Annotated in this window: 18 protein-coding genes and 1 tRNA gene; 12 read left to right on the top strand and 7 right to left on the bottom strand. The window is 46.8% G+C overall.

Annotated features, from left to right (window positions below; genetic code table 11):
- The first annotated feature begins 222 nt into the window (after positions 1-222).
- The 4 genes from J3369_RS16135 to J3369_RS16120 all read left to right on the top strand — a co-directional run bounded on the left by J3369_RS16135 (position 223) and on the right by J3369_RS16120 (position 4,142).
- Entirely contained in the window at positions 223-1,116 is an 894-nt protein-coding gene (locus J3369_RS16135; RefSeq protein WP_349588738.1) for a tyrosine-type recombinase/integrase, read from the top strand.
- 10 nt (positions 1,117-1,126) lie between these two features.
- Complete coding sequence (locus J3369_RS16130; protein WP_349588735.1) at positions 1,127-3,157, top strand: AAA family ATPase; 2,031 nt, start codon at positions 1,127-1,129, stop codon at positions 3,155-3,157.
- A gap of 18 nt (positions 3,158-3,175) precedes the next feature.
- Positions 3,176-3,637: a DUF6641 family protein gene (locus J3369_RS16125; protein WP_349588733.1), complete on the top strand. Its 462-nt coding sequence runs from the start codon at positions 3,176-3,178 to the stop codon at positions 3,635-3,637.
- A gap of 94 nt (positions 3,638-3,731) precedes the next feature.
- Positions 3,732-4,142 carry a DUF2787 family protein gene (locus J3369_RS16120; protein ID WP_349588730.1) on the top strand — a complete coding sequence of 137 codons (411 nt, stop codon included), beginning with the start codon at positions 3,732-3,734 and terminating at the stop codon, positions 4,140-4,142.
- Between the two features lie 113 nt (positions 4,143-4,255).
- Here the strand turns inward: J3369_RS16120 and J3369_RS16115 are convergent, their stop codons facing one another.
- The gene (locus J3369_RS16115; RefSeq protein WP_349588727.1) at positions 4,256-4,654 is read right to left on the bottom strand and encodes a hypothetical protein; all 399 of its coding nucleotides are present in this window, start codon (positions 4,652-4,654) and stop codon (positions 4,256-4,258) included.
- Positions 4,655-4,954: 300 nt separating this feature from the next.
- Here J3369_RS16115 and J3369_RS16110 point away from each other — a divergent pair, with 300 nt between their 5' ends.
- Positions 4,955-5,551, top strand: coding sequence for a hypothetical protein (locus J3369_RS16110; protein ID WP_349588724.1), 597 nt, complete (start codon positions 4,955-4,957; stop codon positions 5,549-5,551).
- 22 nt (positions 5,552-5,573) lie between these two features.
- On the opposite strand, the gene J3369_RS16105 is transcribed toward J3369_RS16110, so the two are convergent.
- Positions 5,574-6,332 (bottom strand): NYN domain-containing protein, encoded by a 759-nt coding sequence (locus tag J3369_RS16105; protein WP_349588721.1) that lies wholly within the window; start codon positions 6,330-6,332, stop codon positions 5,574-5,576.
- Complete coding sequence (locus tag J3369_RS16100; RefSeq protein ID WP_349588718.1) at positions 6,329-7,111, bottom strand: restriction endonuclease; 783 nt, start codon at positions 7,109-7,111, stop codon at positions 6,329-6,331. The genes J3369_RS16105 and J3369_RS16100 overlap by 4 nt, the downstream gene beginning before the upstream one ends.
- A 214-nt stretch (positions 7,112-7,325) precedes the next feature.
- Here J3369_RS16100 and J3369_RS16095 point away from each other — a divergent pair, with 214 nt between their 5' ends.
- From J3369_RS16095 to J3369_RS16085, 3 genes are all read left to right on the top strand, one after another.
- Positions 7,326-8,192, top strand: a complete 867-nt coding sequence (locus J3369_RS16095) for a WYL domain-containing protein (RefSeq protein ID WP_349588715.1) — start codon at positions 7,326-7,328, stop codon at positions 8,190-8,192.
- Positions 8,193-8,643: 451 nt separating this feature from the next.
- Positions 8,644-9,738: a nucleoid-associated protein gene (locus J3369_RS16090; protein ID WP_349588713.1), complete on the top strand. Its 1,095-nt coding sequence runs from the start codon at positions 8,644-8,646 to the stop codon at positions 9,736-9,738.
- Positions 9,738-10,991 carry a hypothetical protein gene (locus tag J3369_RS16085; protein WP_349588710.1) on the top strand — a complete coding sequence of 418 codons (1,254 nt, stop codon included), beginning with the start codon at positions 9,738-9,740 and terminating at the stop codon, positions 10,989-10,991. Before J3369_RS16090 ends, J3369_RS16085 begins: the two co-directional genes overlap by 1 nt.
- Positions 10,992-11,067: 76 nt before the next feature.
- Here the strand turns inward: J3369_RS16085 and J3369_RS16080 are convergent.
- Positions 11,068-11,152 (bottom strand) — tRNA-Leu (locus tag J3369_RS16080).
- Between the two features lie 554 nt (positions 11,153-11,706).
- On the opposite strand from J3369_RS16080, the gene J3369_RS16075 reads away from it, so the two are divergent.
- A complete protein-coding gene (locus tag J3369_RS16075; protein WP_502877474.1) occupies positions 11,707-12,150 on the top strand; it encodes an RDD family protein in 444 nt (147 codons plus the stop codon).
- A 36-nt stretch (positions 12,151-12,186) separates the two neighbouring features.
- Here the strand turns inward: J3369_RS16075 and lptG are convergent, their stop codons facing one another.
- Together lptG and lptF are read right to left on the bottom strand one after the other, a co-directional pair.
- The gene (gene lptG / locus J3369_RS16070; RefSeq protein ID WP_349588708.1) at positions 12,187-13,248 is read right to left on the bottom strand and encodes an LPS export ABC transporter permease LptG; all 1,062 of its coding nucleotides are present in this window, start codon (positions 13,246-13,248) and stop codon (positions 12,187-12,189) included.
- A complete protein-coding gene (gene lptF, locus J3369_RS16065; RefSeq protein ID WP_303572758.1) occupies positions 13,249-14,352 on the bottom strand; it encodes an LPS export ABC transporter permease LptF in 1,104 nt (367 codons plus the stop codon).
- A 297-nt stretch (positions 14,353-14,649) separates the two neighbouring features.
- On the opposite strand from lptF, the gene pepA reads away from it, so the two are divergent.
- Genes pepA through J3369_RS16050 form a run of 3 tightly spaced genes read left to right on the top strand, consistent with a single transcriptional unit; the run spans position 14,650 to position 19,376 of the window.
- On the top strand, positions 14,650-16,155 hold the full coding sequence (pepA, locus tag J3369_RS16060) for a leucyl aminopeptidase (protein WP_349588706.1): 1,506 nt from the start codon (positions 14,650-14,652) through the stop codon (positions 16,153-16,155).
- A 5-nt stretch (positions 16,156-16,160) separates the two neighbouring features.
- Complete coding sequence (locus J3369_RS16055; RefSeq protein WP_119502319.1) at positions 16,161-16,589, top strand: DNA polymerase III subunit chi; 429 nt, start codon at positions 16,161-16,163, stop codon at positions 16,587-16,589.
- A gap of 9 nt (positions 16,590-16,598) precedes the next feature.
- Complete coding sequence (locus J3369_RS16050) at positions 16,599-19,376, top strand: valine--tRNA ligase (RefSeq protein WP_349588702.1); 2,778 nt, start codon at positions 16,599-16,601, stop codon at positions 19,374-19,376.
- A 68-nt stretch (positions 19,377-19,444) separates the two neighbouring features.
- On the opposite strand, the gene J3369_RS16045 is transcribed toward J3369_RS16050, so the two are convergent.
- On the bottom strand, positions 19,445-22,147 hold the full coding sequence (locus tag J3369_RS16045; protein ID WP_349588700.1) for an ATP-binding protein: 2,703 nt from the start codon (positions 22,145-22,147) through the stop codon (positions 19,445-19,447).
- Between the last annotated feature and the right edge of the window lies 1 nt (position 22,148).

Below are 22,148 nucleotides of genomic sequence, written 5' to 3'. Positions count from 1 at the left end.
TGATAATGAGCTATCTTCAGATAGTTGGCACAAAGCAGCCATATAGCTGACCTCAACTTAATTATTTATCTTTCTCTTTTCTCTTTCTTTCAACTTAATTACTTTGTTAGGGTGGTACAAAACAGCCATATAACCTCACGCCATCGTTCGATATTATATTCCTAGCTTTTCAAAGCCAATCCCCACTATTTCACCACTTTTAAACTAATTGTCGGAGCATTTATGAATGCAGCTTGCCCCTACGTGCTGTATTTAGGTCGACTTGCGCCCAATAGTCAGCGTTCTATTGCGTCACAGCTAAATAGTATCGCTGATCTGATGGGCTGGCCTAAAGACGAGCGTGACGCGATGTACCATCAAATTGATTATCAGCAAGCCAGCCATATCAAAGCATTGCTGATTGCTAACGGGTGGTCAGCTCGTTCTATTAATCGCGCCATGATAGCCATACGCAGTATCGTGAAAGTTGCCGTGATGTCAGGCCTAGTTCCTGAAATGCAGTCAGTGCAGCTGCGGGCTATCAGTAAAGTAAATCATGGTGCGCATGATGGAAAGGCGCTGGATGCCAGGCAGGTTCAGTCGTTGTTTACCTACTTGGCAAAAGACGAGTCGGCTATCGGTATTCGTAACTATGCCATTTTCACCACGTTGCTAGGCACTGGAGTACGGCGCAGCGAGTTGGTTGCGCTAATGATGACAGATTTTACCGGCAGTACGCTAATCGTAAGAAAGGGCAAGGGCAATAAGCAACGCACTGTACATTTGCCTGAATGGGCAAAGGAGTCATTAGAAGCGTGGCTGTCACTTCGTGGTGACGATGACGGGCATATCTTCTTACGTATTGCACGTGGTGGCACCATTCATTCCGGTACAGCCTTGTCTTCCTGCTCTGTGTATTCACTCATTCGCAAGACATTATCTACGATAGGGATAGAGGGTGTGTCGCCCCATGATTTACGTCGTACCTTCATCACCCGCTTGCTGGAACAGCATGTTGATATTAATACGGTGCGTCAAATGGCCGGGCATGCTGATATCAGCACCACCATTATGTACGACAAGCGCAATGAGAAAGTCATGCAGCAAGCGGCATCTGTTTTATCTTACAAGTCTTGAGGTACTCACTATGTCACAGATAGTCATACGTAAAAACGGTCAGCTTCATTATCTGGGCTGTGAATGGGCTAAGAGGCTGCTTAAATATTTCCCGGAGGTGACTACCGAGCTGCTAAACAGACACATGGCGAGCAAGTTACGAGGGGAGGTGATTCCAGAGCATCAGTTTATTAAAAGCCGGAAGGAAACGGTCAATTATATTCCATGTCTGACCATCACTGACAGGACGCCTCTGAAAACAAAAACCTTCGTCGAAAACTGTGTGTTTATTCGCAAAATTCTGGATCTGCCTAAACAGACAGAGTTACTGGTGCAGTTTGCATTACTCGTGCAGGTAAATCAGGAACTAAGGACATTAGCATTGGCCATTCACATGGAGATTTTTCATTATAGCCTCACTGAAATCCTAAAAGATTTCTGCGGCATTGATGAAGATATGTTCACAATGGCAACCACTAAGATGAGTCAGTACGGTTTCATTTCAGACACAGATATCCTCACATTAGACTCTGGGGATATGCCTAAAATGTTTTGCCGCCAGCTAGTGACAGAAAGGATCACGTCGAGGGAGATGTTGGTCGAGCCAATACTGTTCCCGTCTGCTCATGCGCATTTTGCGTTATCAGACTTTCCACACGTGAACACAGATTTAGTGTCGCGTTATTTACGTGCTGTGAGTCAATCCAGAAGCAGTGGCGTAAGTATTCTTCTGTACGGTGAGTCAGGGACCGGAAAAACAGAGTTTTCCCGAACGCTGGCAAAGCACTGTGGCAGGAGGTTGTACGAAGTGCGCTCAACAGCGATGTCACATAAATATGATGATGATGAATTCAACAGCCGGTTTCCGAATAAAGACAGGCTCCGTTATCTGTCGATGCTGCATTCACTGCTGACTCACAAATCTGACGTTATGCTGCTGATTGACGAATGTGAAAACATATTTGAAAGTGCAGATAGTCAGTACAGCAAAGAACACCTGCAGCGATTTATCGAAACGAATGATATTCCATGCATCTGGATAACTAATCACGTGCATTATATTGAGCCCAGCTTTGTCAGACGATTCAAGCTTGCTGTCGAGCTACCGCCGCTCAGAGCGCAGGAAATAGAGCAAATTACCAGGCCTTATTACAAAGGATTGGGTGTGTCTGCGACACTCAAGAAGAAGATAAGCCAGACTGACAACATCACTCCGGCACTGGTCGCAAAGGCGACGCATATTGCACACACCATGAGTGTAAAACGCAGTGACGCGGAATCTGTCATCTCAGAAGTTGTAGAGTTGTCGTTACGTGCTGCCGGTCAATGGCAGAGCACAATGCAATACGAAGGCGAGCTTATATTTAATGCTGAATACCTGAATATTAAACAGCCGCAACGTTATCTCGATGACATCACTTTTGCGCTGCAACATAACCAGCCTGCCAGAACATTGATATCCGGACCGCCAGGCACAGGCAAAACCGCGTTCGCTCATTATCTTGCTGAAGCCAATGGCAGGGGGTTAATGCGGGTAAAATGCTCAGACGTACTCAGTAAGTGGGTCGGAGAAAGTGAGCAGAAAGTCGCGGCGCTCTTTCAACAGGCGCACGATGAAGAAAAAGTTATTCTGCTGGACGAGGTAGACAGTTTGCTAACTTCCCGTGAAGGCTTAACAGCTCACCACGAGCTACAACTGGTCAACGAATTTCTTACTCAAATAGAGTGTTTCACCCAGCCATTGTTTGCTGCAACTAATTTTGTTGAACGACTCGATAAAGCAGTATTACGCCGCTTTGATTTTAAACTCGAGTGCCAGTACCTCACTACCCCTCAGGTACTGCAACTGTATAAACAAGTGACAAAAGCAAAGAGGCTTAGTGCTGAAGAACAGCAGCAACTTTCGCAATACAGCCGGTTAACACCCGGTGATTTCGCTATTCTGGCGCGTCGCAAGCAATTTAAACCTGATTCGTTCACGAAACAATTTGCCATCGCTTTGTTGGCAGATGAAAACCTGCGCAAGCAGAAACAAACCCCAATGGGCTTTATTCGCCCCTAAGCACTAAAGGTAACCAACATGACTACATCTGTATTGAGTTCGCTCAAGGTAATCGCTCGCCCTAAAATTGAGCCAAAACCTCCTGTAATCGGCAAGCGCATGAAGCTGATTGAAAAACTGGAACAGCAACAGGAAATGGCAACCTGCTTATTGGAAAAGCGACCATATGAGGCTTATCGCGAAAAAACGGTTAAAAACCCTGAGACCGGTGAAAAGCAAAAGCAACGCCGACAGATTCAAGTACGCCCGTGGTATTACGACAGTGACGGACACTATTACCTTGAGGTAAAGGTTAACAACAAGCCAGTCGAACTACTTCAGGGGAAAACCGCCATCGATGTTGGAGAGCTCAAACTACTTCCTTCTACCATTGAAACCATCATTCAAGCTGTTGAGAAAGGAGAGCTGGATACCTTTTTGCTACCGGCTAAATCAGAAACCAAAAAAGCTCCTGAAAAGAAAGCTACCAGCAAAGCCTAGGCATATGGCTAGCAATATCTGAAAGCCCTGTCGCTAAAGATAAATTAGTATCTTTTCGTCGGGGCTTTTCATTATTAAATGAAGAGGTTTTACGATGAATATTCAGAACAAAGGGCTGGCATTGCCGGTATCTCAAAGGTTTGCGGAGAACATTGAGAAGCTACTGGCTGGAGGGGCAGAAGCAAGTGAAGCGATTACCATCAATTTCAGAGACCCTGCTTATTCAGCAGAGGAGGGTGGCTTTCACCCAGTTGAGATCCGATTACAACGAATTCGTGACACTTGGACTATCTGTTATATAACCGATTTCGCGTATGTTGGTTTGGGTTATTTTGCTGAGTTGGCCAAAGAGCTCGACTTTGATTTTCAGGCTGGCTTGTTTCAAAACCTTCACGGTGTTTTTCCCATCGAAACAGCGTGGGATATCTATCAGATATGGGAAGAAAACTTCTTACACTACTGGCAGGTCTTATCACCTTACAGTGTAACAGTTCTACACCAGTGAATTATTGAAAGTTGTTGCTAAAGCGGGGTTAGTCGAGGCTGACCCCGAACATCTTGGTCGTATTTTCTAGAAATATTTCTGCGCTGTTTCGCATATGCGAAATAACGGAACGTCTATGCCTCCGGGGCGAAAGTTTCAAGGTTAATAGTCACTAAGAAAATTACCTTATCTCTGAAGTGATATTTATCTTTCATCTCTCTGTTAGAGTCATCCTTGTCCACGTCTAAAAAACCTATTGATTCCAAACTCTCTAAAGCTTCGTGAATTCGCTGGGGCGGTGCATCGCTTTCCCAATTCGCAAAGTCCGCAAACGCCATGCCTATATCGGCTAAGGTCTCGTAGCAATAAGTAACGTTTCTCTTCCCAGAGTATTGGTCTCGGGTAATGTTGCAAAGAAAGAATGTCGCTAGAGAGATAGCAAACTTGTTTAAAATGGAACTATTTTCACCTTCCTTTTTTTCGCCACTCCAAAAAAGTAGCTCAGCAAACATTTTTTTTTGTAACTTATTCATTCATTCCCTTTAAGAAAAAATTATCTTTACTGTGGATTTTTGATGGTTTTTTGTCGCGATTTTCCGCCAATTCCCGTGAAATTTCAAAGTGGCGGTCGGTTAAGTTTTCCGGATATCCGGAAAGTCTGATTCCGCTTTTTTCGAAAATCGAATCTCATGGTTCATAAGTATTCCGGAATAAAGAAATAGGCCCACCAAGGCTATTCTTTAAAGGATAATGGTAGCTACCCGGTCATGACTAGCAATGCTCGTGCATAAACAATCCGGTTGAATAAAGAATGTAAAGAGATAGAGGCCATTATGTCAAATGCATTAAACGCGATTAATAATTCTTTAGTAAACGAAGCGAATAGGTGTTTGGATGATATAAAGCATCAACCCGGCGTACTTCGAGATTTAGTGCGAACATTTCATGATAAAAAGCTGTATCTTCATATAGGAGCTGGCAAATATGAAGACAGTAAAAAGGGTATGAGGAAATGTCTAAAAAATGAACTTGACGATAAACGTCTTTACTCATCAGTCTGTCGTTGGATTCAAGCATTCTATGTTGAGGATAGTGTGAAGCTGAAGAAGAACGCATGGCCTCTAACCATTTTACTTAAGTTTTATCGTTATAAGCCGGAAGGATGGCAAAGCATTGCCGACGAGTTCAAGAACCAAGGCGTGCCATCGATGGATGAATTCGAAAACCGCTGCAATGAATTATTAGAAAACGGAGAGATCTCTTTAAAGAGAGAGCCTCGGGCTACAGACAATAAAACTGTCATAGAAAAATTCAAGCAAATAATTTCGCAACTAGAGCGTAACGAACTAATGGAAATATATGACGAACTGGGTTCACATATTGACAGGCTTACCAGTCCATCAGAAGTCGAGTTAAAGTCGATTTCATAACGTTAAGTCTGCTTAACATGACCTATTTTATCGCTATCACTCTGGGACGATAGCGCACAATGCTTGTCGTCCCTTTTCCCCGCTGTCGGGACATCTCAAATATACTGGATAAGCTTGCTACGACGTCCGTTACTTTCTTACCACCATAAGTCCGAGGATCGAAGTCTGGCTTTGCCCGTTTCAGGAAACTACCAGCAGGACCAGCGTTAACCCAGCCATCTTCATTTTGATAGAGTTCCCATGCTTTAAGAAATGCCGGAATAAGCTCTTCAGCACCGTTAGTAGAACTTACAGGTGACGGGCCTGCCACTACTTTTTCTGGTTTAGCATCCTGAGCTGAATCCAGGTTCTCAGTAAAGACGAAGTCATCACAGGCATTGCGAAAAGATACTGGCGTTTTCTTCTCTCCAACACCAAATACAAACTTCTCTGACTCCCTTAGTCTGGATGCCAGTTTAGTAAAATCGCTGTCGCTACTGACCAGAGCAAAAGCGTCTATCCGGTCAGAATAAAGTAAATCCGATGCATCAATTATCATCGATGCATCGGTAGCGTTTTTCCCGGTGGTATAGGCGAATTGTTGAATAGGCTGTATTGCCAGTTCGTTAAGTGGTTTCTTCCAGTTTTTAAGCGCTTCAGCTGACCAGTCACCATACGCACGTTTGATGAGTACGTGACCATGAGCAGAGATTTCATCCGAAATTGCTGAAAGCCTGGCTAACTGTGCTTTATCAGCATCGATAAGCACTGCTATTTTCTTGTGTCCATCAAGATCTTTCATTTGATATCCTTATTATTAGTTTCGGTATGTCTGCAGCCTGGAAAAGAAGAACAGCCAAGAAACTGCTCTCCAGTATGTTTACCACGTTTAGCGGTTCTAATTACCAGATCTGAACCACACTTAGGACAAAGCTTAACAGATGGCTCAGTAACAAATTGACTGGAAGACTGTACGTCTTTAATTAGCGTACATAGCTGTTTACCATCAATGAGTGATATAGGCTTCCCGCTAGCGAAAGCCTTCGCATCTTCAGTGAAATGACCGGAACAAATAATAATGAATTCGTCTGCGTTACTGTCAGTAAGAACACCAAACATCTCACGAATAACACTCACACCGACTTTCTGACTTTTCCACTGTTTACACTGAACGAGTATATATTTGCCGCTCTTTCGAAGTACTAAATCGATACCGCCATCAGCACCATAGGTGCCTTCGGTAACTTGATAGCCTTTGCGCCGATAGGCTTCAGCGACCATTTCTTCAAAATCTCGCCAGTGAAGATCTCTTACAGATTCAATATTTTTCTGAGTGTCTAACAATGCAGACTTACGTCTGGCATTTAAAAATGCAAAAAACGAGATGATTAGCAGGCCAATAGCAAAGAAAGGCGCTGGCACCGCCATAGCTTTTACAAACATCTCAATGAGATGATTTTCCAACGAAATATTGGGAAGTACATATTCTGACGCGGCAAATACGAGAGCGGCTATACAAGCCGAAACCCACCATGGGGCGTTAAGTAGTGTATTAACAAATGCCTGATTTTTCCGTGGCATAAACAAGTCCATCCTGTACCAGATATCGTCTCATTCTAGTCATCATCTTAGTGGGGTTGTGTATCGCAAATTTTGGGTGCGTATAAAAATAATGATGTTTCGCATCCAAAATTTGCGATACACAACCCTTTTAAAAGATTGTTTAGATTAGTTAAAGTTTACATCCGAATCAAAATGAACCACACTGTTCAAAAGACCAGAACTCATAACAGCAATGCTCGACGATATTAGCTATCCACAAAGGCAGAGACTTGCCTATATCGACTTTTGTTTACTGTTTAAAGGCGCGATTTGTCGTCAAGACCTGATAAACCGCTTTGAAGTAGGCTTATCAGCCGGGTCGCGGGATTTTAGTCTGTATAAGGAACTAGCGCCGGACAACCTGAACTACGATTCGAGAGATAAGCGTTACTTTCAGACTGAAAGCTTCAAGCCAGTATTTGAACATGACGCGAAGCGTACGCTAACGAAACTGGCTAACAATATTTCTGATGGGTTCGATGCAATAGGGGACATGCATTTCCCTGTAGAATCACAGTCTACGTTGAATGTACCAGACATATTCATAGTCGCCAGGCTCGTGCAAGCTATTCTAAATAATAAAGCTGTAAGCGTTATCTACACCTCTCTTTCCAGTGGTTCAGGTGCCAGAGAACTGGTTCCTCATTCAATTGTTGATAATGGTCTTCGCTGGCACGTACGAGCTTACGATCGCAAAAGCGAAGGCTTCCGAGACTTTGTATTAACGCGAATTAGTAAGGTAAAGATTAAAGAAACCTCATTAGCAGAAGAGAGCGCAGAAGCTGATGCAGAGTGGCAACGTCTTATTCCATTGCAACTTGTACCACACCCAAAGAATGTCAAACACCCTATCGCGATAGAAATGGATTACGGCATGGACAACCAACAGCTGTTAATTGAGGTTAGAGCAGCAATGGCAGGCTACCTGTTGAGGCGTTGGAACGTAGACTGCACTGAGCGCGGAACGCTAAAAGGTGCGGAATATCAGTTGTGGTTACAGAATCGGTTTACGCTTAACAGTGTGCAGAACTTGGCAATTGCGCCAGGATATGACGCGTGAAACAGGTTTACATGATCACTTACCCAACTGGCAAAATTTATATCGGCAAGGACTTGGTGGGCAGTTTTCGGTATTTCGGGAGTCCAAACATGGATATCATCAATGAGAACTTCAAATTACTCCCTCGAGAGCTGCAATTGGATTATAGCCTTCGTAAGCAAATACTCTAGGAATCCGAAGATTGCAGTAACGCAGTGGTAAATGCTAAAGAAGTGGAGTTTATTAGAAAATACGAATCTAATAATCCTGAAATCGGCTACAACAGATGGCCAATGTTTCGGGGGGAGTAAACGTGTTTATCTATTAGACAAAGAAGCTTTATGCCGAGCTTCTTGAGAAGATGAAAGCCTCAGAGCAATCTGCGGCTTCGATAAATATCATGAAAAGATTAGATACGATTAATAGAAATGCCCTCTAGGCGGCTCACGATTAATAAAAAGGAATATAAAAAATGGCAGTCGAACATAATCATGTGGTGATACACCATTTAAGAAAGGAATCTAAACAGCCTATTCAACCTTCAGTGATTAAAGAAGAGACACTGGATAGCAACGCTGAGTCGGTAAGAAAGTTGGTTGAAGGCGTCATTAACCTATATGGGACTAAGGACAACAATGCCATTTTTGGTACTTTTGCCAATACTAAAGAGGAACGTGGGTTTTTCCCCGGAGCCTTTGAGACATTTAGGCAGGGCCCCCAGAATGCTGCTGACTTTATCTCGTTAACTAAAACGGCCATGAGTTCACTGCAAGCTAAAGCCAGAGACGTTAACTTTGCATCTGGTGGCTATATTTTGTTTGCATCTTACCTTAGCGACAACAAACCTTTCTTGCTCATGGCAATGATAAAGCAGCGTGAAGGTATTCAATTGAATGAAAATCTTGAACCTGTAGGAATACAGGAATTAGATCTTAGCAAATTGCATCAGGCGGCAAGAATAAATATTGAGAGATACTTAGAGCATGAGGCAGCGGAAAATGAAGATAAGGAGCAGTTCAGCTATTTAAGTTTTGTCAGCCCTCGCACAAATCAAAGTGCTTCTGGCTATTTCATAAAAGCGTTAGGGTGCAGTGGTGGTGTTATTGCTAGCCGAGCAACAGACGCTGCATGCAAAGAAATGGCTAAGTTCTTCCGCAAGAAGCCTGATTTGAAAGCCAAAGTATCAGATCTCAAAAATGACGTTTATTCATATTTGCGTGAATGTCATGAGGAGCAAAGAGCGGCAAGCATCAATGATCTTACAGCAGTTGCCCGTAAGCATTTACCCGCTGATTACGACGATGAGAAAAGAACAGAATTTGAAAAAGAACTTGCAGAATACCTAAACCGCGAGGATGCGCAGGTCCCGAATGAATTTAGAGTGCATTTGGCGACTATCAACAAACATGCAAAAGTAAAAATTAAAGCTGCAAATTGGCAAATTCAATTCGAAAAACATGCTCTTGGAGTAAACGAAAATGCTGAAATTTGGTACGACAAGGCCAATAGTCGATTAGTAATAAATAACTTAACTACTGAAATGAAGTCTGCAATCACGGATGATTAATGATGAGTACTCAACCATCAGGGGCTGAAGCTGTTTTACGGTCAATAGTGTCGCTTTACAGAAGTTCTGGTAAGCCAGCTATCACAAATAACAACAGGATAGAAGCTGATCTGAACGCAACTGAAGGCCTTGTTAAGGCTATTCAGGAATGCCGGTCGCTAAATAGTTCATATGGTAGATTTGAAGAGCTATTAGTTGATGACAATGAAATCGATGACGACGAAAAGATTTCTGTAGGGCAGCGAGTTCAGTTCTGTTGGGCATTATCCACCGGAGGGTTTTTACACTTCTTTAAGAGCTTCAGCCAACTTCTTGGCAATCGTAAAACTCTCTTCAAAGGAGATATACCTGAGACCTACTACATTTCCGAAGAGGATTTGTTAGTCGAACCACATTTTTCGGAACCTAAGACTGATAAGTTAAGGAGCATATGTAAATTAATTAAATTGTTGTCTGAAATAGCTCATTATCACGATGAAAAAAGTCAGGCTGACACTTATCAATTGGTGTTCGTAATAAATGATTCTTCCAAAAGTGGATATCATCCTGTTGTCCTTGAAACAAGATTTGATAAGAGTGACTTGGAAGGCACTGAGCTAAACTTGCGCACTCTTATGGATATTGTATCTGCTGAAAAAAATTCAGAGTCTCATGCGCAAGAAAAGGCGAGTATGTTCAGGTTATGTTTGGCGGAGACAATTGAAGGTATGCCAAACGAAGGTAATGCATTTCAATACATTCTGAAAAATTGGGATGATTTACTTAAAAAATATAAGCAAAGTTTTGACATATATATCAGCGGGTTTTCATTTAGTAAGTTGCGAAGCGAGTTGGCTAAAGCAGAGGTGGAAATAGCAAATTCATTATCAAAAGTTTTAAGCGATGTGACTGGCAAGCTCTTCAGTATACCTATTTCTTTCGCAGCTTTGCTGACGATGAATAAGTTGGATTCAATTGGTGAGAGTGTCCTGTTTGTTATGGGAACCCTTCTAGTTTCTCTCATAATTAGTGGTCTTGTCAGAAGTCAGTTGCTGCTTAAAAGTAATATCGATGCAAGCCGTAGAATGATATTTAATCAATTCGATCAAAAACGGGAAGACTACCCTCAGGATTTGAAAGATTGTTTAGATCAGGCAAAAAGCACAATCAGAAAGCAATCTAACTTATTAGGTCTTACGTTACATGGAGCACGAGTTATAGGTTGGTTTGTAAGCATTTGTGCTTTGTTTATATTTTGGATGAGGTTTTCGTGATCCGAAAAAGCACTTTTTAAAAACAAAAAAACCGACCTTGAAGTCGGTTTAGTTTGCTAAAACTTCTTGCAAAGAATGGTACCAGTGGGCGGACTCGAACCGCCACGCATTGCTGCAACGGATTTTGAATCCGTCATGTCTACCAATTCCATCACACTGGCATCAAATTTTGATGTTTGCAGAGTCAAAAAACTTTGCAAATCTTTGCAAGCATTTTTTAGCTTGTTTGAGTCAAAAGGTGCTTACCTTTCAGTGACTTGTGTTAAGGGGCGGTGTAAACGTCTTCAGTTTTGAATCCCCTATGTCTACCAATTCCATCACACTGGCATTCGACATGGTGTCGATGAGGGATGCATTATAGCGATACGCGTTGCAGAGACAAGCACTTTTTCCTGAAAATCAGGGTTTGAGTGGCAGTCTGGCTAAAGAATGTGCAACCGTTGTCGAGCTACTTGATTCAGGTCGTGCATCTGTCGATTTCCTTTCCCGAAGTGTTTGTCTCCCGGTGACTCCGGGTTATTCTGGCCTGGCTGTTTTAACCAAATTTAACCTGTAGTGCTGTGCCGGAGCTTTACTATTAAAGCTGTGCGTTGCGTAACAAAGTGAAGAGCTTGTGGGAAAACAAAAAAAGAAAGCGCCGGTTGCTGAGCCGGCTGGAACATTGCCAGAAAGCACGGTACCCAACCGTGCCGGATTCTTCCGCCGTTTGCTGGCGATGGTGTACGACACACTGGTAGCTGTTGCGGTAGGCATGTGTGCAGCCATGGTGATGATAGTCACGCTGGTTGTGCTACTGAAAAACGATGTGCTGAGTTTGCAGGGCTTTGCAGAGCCTGCGGATTTGATTCAGCAATCCCTGCTTTATAAAACACTCATCCAGGTATGGGTCGGGCTTTGGATCACGGGGTTCTTTTTATGGTTCTGGAAGAAGGGCGGTCAGACTATTGGTATGCGGGCATGGCGCTTACGCATTTTCAGTACGGTTGACGAGCCGGTTACCTGGGGCAGGTTGATATTACGCCTGATCACGTCACTGGGCGGACTGGGTACCTTGCTGGTGCTGTTGGATTTTAAACACAAACAGTCACTGCAGGACCGGGTCGCCAAAACTGAAGTGGTTCACTTGTCTAAAGAGGCCAACGACCACAAAAGCTGGTAGTAATGTGGTCGTGGCGGCAGTCTGAAAGCTTTTTTATCAGCGTCGCAGCAATAAGGTGGCCACGCCGGCAAACAGCAGGCTGGGCAGCAGGGCGGCGACAACGGGTGGCAATGAGTACACCAAACTTAACGGGCCGAACACTTCATTGGTGATGAAGAAACCAAAACCGGTAAGCACACCCATGATCACTCTGGCACCCATGGTGACGCTGCGCAGGGGGCCAAAAATAAACGACAGGGCCATTAACAGCATGACTGCAATGGACACAGGCTGGAAGACTTTACGCCAGAATGCCAGCTCGTAGCGGGTGCTGTCCTGTCCGTTGCCTTTTCTGTACTGCACATAATCATACAGCCCCTGAATAGACAGTGCTTCAGGCTTAATTGCCACGATGCCTAACTTATCCGGCGTAAGTGTAGAGTTCCATTGCTGGCGTGTGTGGTCGGTAATATCAATGTGCTTGTCGGTAAAGCGGGTAACCGACACATCGTCGAGCCACCACACTTCACCGTCGTAATTCCCTTCTTTGGCCCATGTCAGGGTGTTCAGCGTCAGGTCGCTGTTGAAATCGAAAATGCTGATATCCCGCAACGACTCGCGGGTAACCACCTGGCCGATACTGACAAAATGCTCACCGTCTTTAGCCCATGTCAGGGCATCTGACGAGAACAGGCTGCCCCCGGAAATGGCCTCGGTGCGGATTTCCTTAGCTTTGGATTCGCTGTACGGCGTTACCCATTCACCGACCGCCATGACAAACAATATCATGACCAGAGCCGATTTCATGGCTGAATTAATGATGTTCCAGCGGCTCAGGCCGGAGGCCTGCATGACTACCAGTTCGCTGTTACTGGCCAGTAATCCCATGCCGATGAGTCCGCCAAGGAGGGTCGCCATAGGAAAGAACTGTTCGAGGTCGCGGGGAAGGCTGAGCAATACATACAGCCCGGCAACCACGATATCGTAATTGCCTTCACCCAGTTTTCTTAATTGCTCAACAAACTTAATGAGGGCAGACAAACCAATCAGCACGGATAAGGTTACGGTAATGGTGCCAAGCAGGGTGCGGGCAATATACAGGTCGAGAATACGAAACATCTATTTTCTCCCCAGTAAACGTGCGCGCAGTTCAGTGCCGGTCCGCCGGTCCCTGACGATCAGTGTGATACCGATTATCAGCATGATGCCGTGCACCCACCACAAACCTAACTGGATAGGGATTTTGCCATCTTCCAGCACCCGACGGCTGGCCAGCAGCAACAGGAAATAACCGAGATACAACAGGATCGCCGGAAACATTTTGCCAAACCGGCCCTGACGGGGATCCACAGAACTTAACGGCACGGCGATTAACACCAGAAACGGAATGGAAAGGGGAATTGCGATACGCCATTGCAACTCTGCCCGCGCTTCAATCGAGTCGTCGCTCAGCAGTTCCATGGTCGGTAATACACTCACTTTACGGCGGGGCTCGTCCTGCTTTTCATCGGCAATCTGAATTTGATATTCATCGAAGGCAACCTTGCGGTATTTCTTCTCCGTTTGCGTACCTTCGTATTGCACGCCTTCACGCAATACCAGGTTACGGGTGCCGTCCGGGTTATTCTGAATTTGTCCGGTTTTCGCCTGTACCACCCGCACGCGGTCGGTATTACCGTCCTGCTGGGTTTGAGACAGGAAAACCCGCTTTAAGGTATCGTCCTGACTGTCGATGTCGTGCACGAAAATAACCGCTTTCTCGTTACCGGTTTGCTGGAACCGGCCTGGCATAATGGCAGAAAAGCCCGCTTCGCTTCTGGCTTTCTCGCGAAGCTGGTACTCACTTTCTGCCGCACTGGGGGCAAGATAAAGAGTAATCACACCACAAATAATCATGATGAACACAGACAGCAACAGCATCACTCTGGTGATGTACCACTCGCTTATCCCGCAGGCCCGCATAACGGTCATTTCAGAGTCGACGTAAAGCCGGCCATGAGCGAGCATAATGCCAAGATAAGCACTGATGGGCAGAACGAGAGAAGAGAGTATGGGCGCGTACAGGCCAAGGAAGCCCAGCACAAGCCCGGCGGGAATATCGCCGTCTGATGCGTCGCCGAGTACACGCACGAAACGCAAAGTGACAAAAATGGCCATCAGGATAAAAAAGATGGCCATCTGTGACTTAAGCGTTTCCTTTATCAGATAACGGAATATCAGCATTCCGGCACCTCTGGAAAATTTGGATTTATAGTGAAAAAGCGCACGATGTTGAGTAAACTAACTGTTTTTACAAGTTTTGCCTGTATATCAATAACCCGATTGCATGAAAACGACGCAAATTTTTCCGTTTTCGTTACATAAGTTACAGACTATTGTAGCAGTACGGCAAACACGACAGAAAGCGTCAAACACAGTCTTATCGCTTATATGGCTGCGTATTAAAACATAAAGCAGCGCAAAACGTTATGCGAAATTATCGTCATGCAAATCACAAGATAAAAAGAGCGAGGTGTTATCGTGGAATTTAGTGTAAAGAGTGGCAGTCCGGAGAAACAGCGCAGCGCATGTATTGTGGTCGGCGTCTTCGAACCTCGTCGCTTAACTGCGGTGGCTGAACAGCTGGATGAAATCAGTGAAGGTTACATCAGTAATCTGCTACGTCGCGGCGACCTGGAAGGGAAAGCCGGTCAGATGTTACTTCTGCATCATGTACCCAATGTATTGAGCGAGCGGGTGTTACTGGTCGGTTGCGGTAAAGAGCGTGAACTGGACGAGCGCCAGTACAAGCAGATCATTGCTAAAACCATTAAAACCCTGAACGAAACGGGTTCTATGGAAGCGGTATGTTTTCTGACTGAGCTGCATGTTAAGGGTCGCGATACCTACTGGAAAGTGCGCCAGGCCGTAGAAGCCACGCAGGATTCCCTGTATACCTTCCTGCAGCTGAAAACCAAAAAGGGCGAACCTCGTCGCCCGCTGCGTAAAATTGTGCTGAACGTACCAACCCGCCGTGAACTCACCGTGGGTGAGCGGGCCATTGAGCATGGCCTGGCAATTTCCAAAGGTGCAGCACTGACCAAAGACGTGGCTAATATGCCGCCGAACATCTGCAATCCTGCCTACCTGTGGGAACAGGCACAGTCGCTGGCTGAAAACTACGACAGCATCAGTGCAGAAGTGGTGAATGAAGCCATGATGGCTGAGCTGGGCATGAATTCTTACCTGGCTGTAGGTCGCGGTTCTGAAAATGAATCCATGATGAGTATCATTACTCACAAAGGCGGTCCGGATGATCAGGCGCCTATCGTGCTGGTGGGTAAAGGCCTTACCTTCGACTCAGGCGGTATTTCCATCAAGCCCGGTGAAGGCATGGATGAGATGAAGTACGACATGGGCGGTGCAGCCGGTGTGCTGGGGACCATGCAAACCGTGGCCGAACTGAATCTGCCAGTTAATGTTATCGGCGTGCTGGCTGGCTGTGAAAACATGCCGGACGGCAAATCTTATCGCCCGGGTGATATCCTCACCACCATGTCCGGCCAGACTGTTGAAGTGTTAAACACCGATGCAGAAGGCCGCCTGGTATTATGTGATGCATTAACTTACGTTGAGCGTTTTGAGCCTGAACTGGTCATCGACGTGGCAACATTGACCGGCGCGGTAATTGTTGCACTGGGTAACCATGCAACCGGATTAATGAGTACACATAACCCGCTGGCCCATGAACTGATGAACGCCGGCGATCAGAGTTCTGACCGTGCATGGCGTTTACCTGTGTGGGATGAGTATCAGGATCAGCTGGAAAGCCCGTTTGCCGACTTCACCAATTTAGGTGGCCGTGCAGCCGGTTCAATTACTGCGGCGTGTTTCCTGTCCCGCTTCACCAAGAAATACAACTGGGCGCACATGGACATCGCCGGTACAGCGTGGCGAAGCGGCAAGAACAAAGGTGCCACCGGTCGTCCGGTACCGATGTTGTCGCAGTTCCTGATGAACCGCTCAGGCATTAAACAAGAGGACTGAGCGCAATGCCTCAGGTAACCTTCTGGCAACTCAGTGATGGTAAGGATGCGGGTGAATCCCGCGCCTGCGATCTGATTGCCACTGCATACTCTCAGCGACAAAAGTGCGTTGTATTGTGTGCAGACAAATCTTCCGCTGAAGCAGTGGATGAGCTGCTCTGGCAATTGCCGGCTGGCCGCTTTGTGCCGCATAATTTGTGCGGGGAAGGGCCGGGTGCCGGTACGCCGGTGGAAATCTGCTGGCAGGAAAATCAACTTTCCCGTCGCAATCTCATCGTCAATTTAAGCGGAGAAATGTTAAGCTCCCCGCATTCTTATCAAACGATTTATGACTTCGTGCCGGTGGCGGATGACGCCAAACAGGCGGCACGGGTTCGCTATAAACAATATCAGCAGGCTGGCTGCCAGTTGCAGTTTAAATCTGCTGACAGTTGAGAGTAAGTAATGGATAAAACCTTCGAACCGCAATCCATTGAGCAGCAATGCTATGAAAAATGGGAAGCAGCAGGCTATTTCAAGCCATCCGGACACGGTGACCCGTATTGTATTTTACTGCCGCCACCAAACGTAACAGGCAGTCTGCACATGGGCCACGGCTTCCAGCAAACTATCATGGACGCGTTAACCCGTTATCACCGCATGAAGGGCGACAACACCTTATGGCAGGTGGGTACGGACCACGCGGGTATCGCTACCCAGATGGTTGTTGAGCGCCGTCTGAATGCTGAAGGCAAGACCCGTCATGATTTAGGCCGTGAGGCCTTCATCGACAAGATCTGGGAATGGAAAGAAGAGTCCGGTGGCACTATCACCAAGCAGATGCGCCGTCTGGGCACGTCTACCGACTGGGACCGTGAAGTGTTCACCATGGACGACAATCTGTCCAAAGCGGTAACAGAAGTCTTTGTTCGCTTGCATGAAGAAGGTTTGATTTATCGTGGTAAGCGTCTGGTTAACTGGGATCCGGTACTGCACACAGCGGTCTCTGATCTGGAAGTGCTGAACGAAGAAGAAGCCGGCCACATGTGGCACATGCGCTATCCGCTGGCTGACGGTTCCGGTGAACTGGTCGTGGCGACTACCCGTCCTGAAACCATGCTGGGCGATACGGCTGTTGCGGTTCATCCTGATGACGAGCGTTATCAATCGATGATTGGCAAGGAAATTCGTCTGCCAATTACCGGCCGCCTTATTCCCATAATCGCCGATGATTATGTGGACCCTGAATTCGGCACTGGCTGTGTGAAAATCACCCCGGCACACGATTTCAACGATTACGACATGGGTAAGCGTCACAGCCTGCCGATGATCAACCTGTTCACCGACGACGCAAAGATTAACGATGAGGCCCCTGAAGCTTATCGCGGTCTTGACCGTTTTGACGCCCGTAAGCAAATCGTTGCTGACCTGGACGCCGAAGGTCTGCTGGTTAAAGTTGTAGACCATAAACTGAAAGTACCCCGTGGCGACCGTACCGGTGCGGTTATCGAACCGTATCTGACTGATCAGTGGTACGTTGCCGTTGAATCGCTGGCCAAGCCTGCGGTTGAAGCGATGGAAAGCGGTGAAATCCGCTTTATCCCTGAGAACTGGAACAAAACTTACTACCAGTGGATGAACAACATTCAGGACTGGTGTATTTCCCGACAGCTGTGGTGGGGACACCGCATTCCTGCATGGTACGACAACGAAGGTAATGTTTTCGTTGGCCGTGACGAAGCGGAAGTGCGCAGTCGCTACAAGCTGGAAGACGCCGTTGAACTGAAACAGGACAATGATGTACTGGATACCTGGTTCTCCTCTGCACTGTGGCCGTTCGCGACCATGGGCTGGCCGGAAGAAACGCCGGAACTGGATACGTTTGTACCATCGTCAGTGCTGGTCACCGGTTTCGATATCATTTTCTTCTGGGTTGCCAGAATGATCATGATGACGAAGAAATTCACCGGCAAGATCCCGTTCAAAGATATCTACATTACCGGTCTTATCCGTGATGAGAACGGCGACAAGATGTCTAAGTCGAAGGGGAACGTTCTTGACCCTATCGATTTGATTGACGGTATCGATCTGGAATCACTGGTGACCAAGCGCACATCAGGCATGATGCAGCCGCAACTGGCGAAGAAGATTGAGAAGAATACCCGCAAGCAATTTGCTGACGGTATTAATGCTTACGGTACCGATGCGCTGCGCTTCACGTTTGCAGCCATGGCGTCAACCAGCCGCGATATCAATTTCGATATGAGCCGCGTTGAAGGTTACCGTAACTTCTGCAATAAGATCTGGAACGCATCACGCTTTGTGCTGATGAATACCGAAACCGAAGATACCGGCCGTGACGGTGGTGAACTGGTGCTGAGTCTGGCGGATCAGTGGATTTGGGCGCAGTTCCAGAAAACCCTGAAAGAGTTTGAATCTGCCCTGGCTGATTACCGTTTCGATATTGCCGCGCAAACCGTGTATGAGTTCACCTGGAACCAGTTCTGTGACTGGTATCTGGAACTGACTAAGCCGGTACTGAACAGCGATGCGTCTACTGATGCGGAAAAGCGCGGTACACGTCATACGTTGATTAACGTACTTGAGCAGTTACTGCGTCTGTTACATCCGTTAATGCCGTTTATCACTGACACCATCTGGCAACGTGTTGCGCCGTTAAGCGATGCAGGCGTGAAAGAAGGTGAAACCAGCATCATGATCCAGTCTTTCCCTGAAGTGAAAGCGGAACGTGAGAACGACAAGGTGCTGGCTGATATCGAGTGGCTGAAGCGTTTCATCATCGGTATCCGTAATATCCGTGGTGAAATGGATATTTCTCCTAACAAGCCGCTGAACGCAATTCTGCGCAATGTGAGTGAGCAGGATCAGGCCCGTCTTGATTTGGCCGCTCCGTTCATCGATAAGCTGGCGAAGCTGGAATCTGTGACCACGTTAAAAGCGGGTGAACAGGCGCCGGCCAGTGCCACCGCGCTGGTGGGTGAGATGGAAATTCTTATCCCGATGGCTGGTCTGATTGATAAGGACGCTGAGCTTGCCCGTATTGCCAAGGCAATGGGTAAGGCTGAGCAGGATGTGGCCCGTGCTCAGGGTAAGCTGGCAAACGAGAAGTTTGTAAACAGTGCTCCGGAAGCGGTAATTGCCAAAGAACGTAGTAAGCTGGAAGAAGCTGAAACGGCGCTGGCAAAACTGAAAGAACAGCACGCCACAATCAGCGCGTTATAAGCGCATTTGCTAAGTAATAAAAAAGGAGCGGAAACGCTCCTTTTTTGATCCTGCCAAAATATTGGTTGCTACTTTTGCTGACTGTTATTTCGCGCAGATTGTCCGCCGGACTCGGCCTGTAAAAAACGTTTCAGCATGGAGGCCAGCGCTGCGCGTTTTAGCGGCTTAGTGAGATAATCCGTCATTCCGTGACGCATCGCCTGCTGGGCATCTTCTTTCATGGCGTTGGCCGACAAGCCAATGATGGGCAGTTCACTTAAGCCTTTCTGGCGAATTTTGCGGGTGGCTTCGTAACCGTCCATTACCGGCATCTGAACATCCATAAGCACCAGATCGTATACCGGCGCATTATTGATTTTAGTTACCGCCTGCAAACCGTCTTCGGCAATATCGAAGGTGAGGCCAAGTGAAGACAACATCTCTCCGGTGACCACCTGGTTTATATTGTTGTCTTCTACCAGCAGAATGTGACCTTCCAGCATGGTGGATTCATCCGGCACCTCAGTTGACTGTTCAAAATCTTCTATGCCGGCAAGGCGGAACACAAACCGGCGGTACTGTGCCGGTGTAAACGGATGAAGCAGAACCGGACCTTTCCATTGACTAAGGATTTTCTCCTGCAATTGCCCGGTCTGGGTTTCCATAACAATGCCCACAGGGATACTTTGCCGCTCTATCAGCGACAACTGCGGTAGCAGGGATTTGAATTCTGCATAGGTAGCAATTTCAACCAGTACGGCCGGCGGCACGCCCACGTCATTTTTCACCATGGCAAGGGGCTGACGGGCAGAGCGCAGGTTTAACAATTCAATATAGGCTGCCGGCAGTAACGGCTTGTCGGAATAATAACAGCTGCCCAGTGGCAACTGGGGCAAATCAGCAAGAATACCTTTCTGACCGGACTGGATTTTCATGGGTAAAGTAATCACGAAAGTCGAACCGTGATTGGGCATTGATGTCACTTTCAGTTTACCGGCCATCAGTTCGGTAAGCTGTTTTACAATAGTCAGCCCCAGTCCGGAGCCGCCGAATTTTCGATTTGTCGAACCGTCAGCCTGCGTAAACGGCTGGAAGATGCGGTCAACCTGCGACTGGGTCATGCCAATACCGGTATCTTCGACTTCTATGCGCAGAACCACTTTGTCACCCTGCTGGTTCACCATGCCTTTAATGGTGACATTAATCGCCCCCTGCTGGGTGAACTTCACGGCGTTGGTACAGATGTTCATGAGAATTTGAGATAACCGCAAAGGGTCGCCCACTATGCGTGGTGGTAGTTTGGGATCGACCTCCAGATGAACGCTGAGATTCTTCTCCTGTGCCCGCAAACTCACCACCGCCAGCAGATTATCCAGAATGGAGTGCAGAGAGAAGCTGACGTTTTCCAGTTCCAGCTTACCGGCTTCAATTTTAGAGAAATCAAGAATGTCGTTTATCACACTGACTAGGATTTGGCTGGAGTAAGATGCTTTGTCCAGATAGTCCTTCAGCATGGCTGACATGGGTTGCTGATGAGCCAGTTCCAGCAGGCCGATGATGCCGTTAAGCGGCGTGCGGATCTCATGGCTCATGTTAGCCAGGAAAATACTCTTCGAGGCAGTGGCCTGTTCCGCTTTCTTCTTAGATTCGGCGAGTTCTTTGTTTAATGCTTCCTGCTGGACGTTCAGTTGCTGGGCATTTTTCAGCAGAGAGCGGGTCTGCTCATTTTTGTCTTTAAATACGCTGGCTGCTTTGGCCAGTTTGCCGATTTCGTCTTTACGGTCGAGATCGGGCAATACATCTACCTGCTTTCCGTCTGCCAGCTGATTAAACACTGAGGTGATTGAGCGGATAGGGCTGAGGACCCGGCGCACAGTAAAAATAGCGAAGGCGAAGGCGAGAATGATGGCGATAACAGAATATATTTCACCGTTAAGCCGTGCCCCGATAGCGGCATTCTGCGCATTGCGGTTAATCAGATTGGTGCGGGCATTTACCCGGTCGGCAAGCTCGCGACTGAGATACAGAAACTCGTTGGCCGAGCCGGCCATGACCACATTAACCAGAAACATATTGCTTTGGGTTATCTGGGTCAGCCGTAAAAAGCGTTCTTCCAGTCGTTGAATATGTACACGTATCGCTACTTCGTTTGCGGATGACTCACTTTCCAGCAGGGAATAAACCGGTGCCAGTGACGCATTAAACTCGGAGATATTTTGCTGCGCCGGTGATACCAGATAACGCAATGCGGCATTCTCAGCTTCTGTTACCTGCATTTTTAGCTGGTCAATTTTTGCCGCCGGCATCTCACGTTTTTCTGCCACTTCCTGCAACAAGCTCTCGATTTGTCTGACGACGACCAGTGAGCCCGAGTCGATGAGTTGATCCCGGCGGTGCCGGTCATCCACTACCGCATGAAAGTTCTCTTTATAAGACACCAGATGAGTACGCATGCGCTCCAGAATGTCATCTTCTGTGTATTCATAGGTTGAAGAGATGGAAGAGGTCTCAAGGGCTTCCAGCTTGTCAGTGATGGAAATCATCAGGCGCTCAAAACGGGTTACCGCAGACGGGCTGGCGGTTTCACGGAAAATCAGCACATTGCGCTGAAGATCCACAACATCTCTTTCCAGTTCACCCACGATGCCCACATCAGTTACCGCCTGGCGGGTATTGTTCATGCCTTCGGTCAATACCTGCTCATTGGCACGACCGAGAAAACCCTGCACCAGGATCAGTCCGATCATGACGATCAGAACAGTGAGCAATTGAATACGGATAGAATGAAACATA

It is taken from the genome of Alteromonas sp. NFXS44, assembly GCF_040148705.1.
Taxonomy (GTDB): domain Bacteria; phylum Pseudomonadota; class Gammaproteobacteria; order Enterobacterales; family Alteromonadaceae; genus Alteromonas.
This window is presented reverse-complemented; position numbering and strand designations above follow the sequence as displayed.